Below are 840 nucleotides of genomic sequence, written 5' to 3' on the forward strand. Positions count from 1 at the left end.
ACAGTTCCGTGAAGCGTAAATCAACACATCGTAATCCCATTCCTTATCACACAGACAGGAGCTTCTCATGGCATCAACGACACTCAGACAACACATCCAGCACTTCCTTGAACACCTCGACGCTCTGCGCTATACGCGGGAAACCCGGGCGCATTACCGGAGTAACCTGATGGAGTTCGTCCGCTGGTGTGACGAACGGGGGCTCACCACTGCGCAGCAGGTGAGCTTCGCCCAGCTGGAAAGCTGGCAGCGGGGACTGGCTACGCAGAAAAATCGTCACGGTCGCCCCCTCACGGCCAGCACGCTCGTGAAAAAGCTGACCAGTGTGCGTAACCTGTTTAGCTGGCTGACGAAGCGGCAACACCTGCTGTATAACCCGGCGCGGGAACTGGAGTTGCCGCGCCCGGAACGGCGTTTACCGTGGGGCATGCTCAGTGAGCAGGAAACCCGTCACGTCCTGAGCCTGACCGACGATAATAACCCGCTGAGCGTGCGTGACCGCGCCGTGATGGAAACGCTGTGGAGCAGCGGCATCCGGCGTTCAGAAGTCCAGCGGTTGCAGGTCAGTGATGTGGACTTTGAACGCGGCATGCTGTTTGTCCGGCAGGGCAAAGGGCGCAAAGACCGGGTGGTGCCGTTCGGCGAATCGGCACAGCACTGGCTGCAACGTTACCTCAATGATGTCCGCCCGCGCCTGATATGGGGACCCGATCCGGGGTATCTGTTCGTGTCACAGCGAGGCAAAGCGCTCGCTGAGGGCACGATGACCCAGATAGTACGCAACGCCCTTCATCGCGCCGACATCGACAAACCCGGCGGCTGTCATCTGTTCCGGCACGG

1 protein-coding gene is annotated in these 840 nt (G+C 60.0%); it reads left to right on the forward strand.

What is annotated here, in order from left to right; all coding sequences use genetic code 11:
• Window positions 1–67: 67 nt before the first annotated feature.
• A partial coding sequence (locus tag LGZ98_RS23925; RefSeq protein WP_262978750.1) for a tyrosine-type recombinase/integrase occupies window positions 68–840 on the forward strand: 773 nt, incomplete at its 3' end.

It is taken from the genome of Photorhabdus kayaii (assembly GCF_025384895.1).
Taxonomy (GTDB): Bacteria; Pseudomonadota; Gammaproteobacteria; order Enterobacterales; family Enterobacteriaceae; genus Photorhabdus; species Photorhabdus kayaii.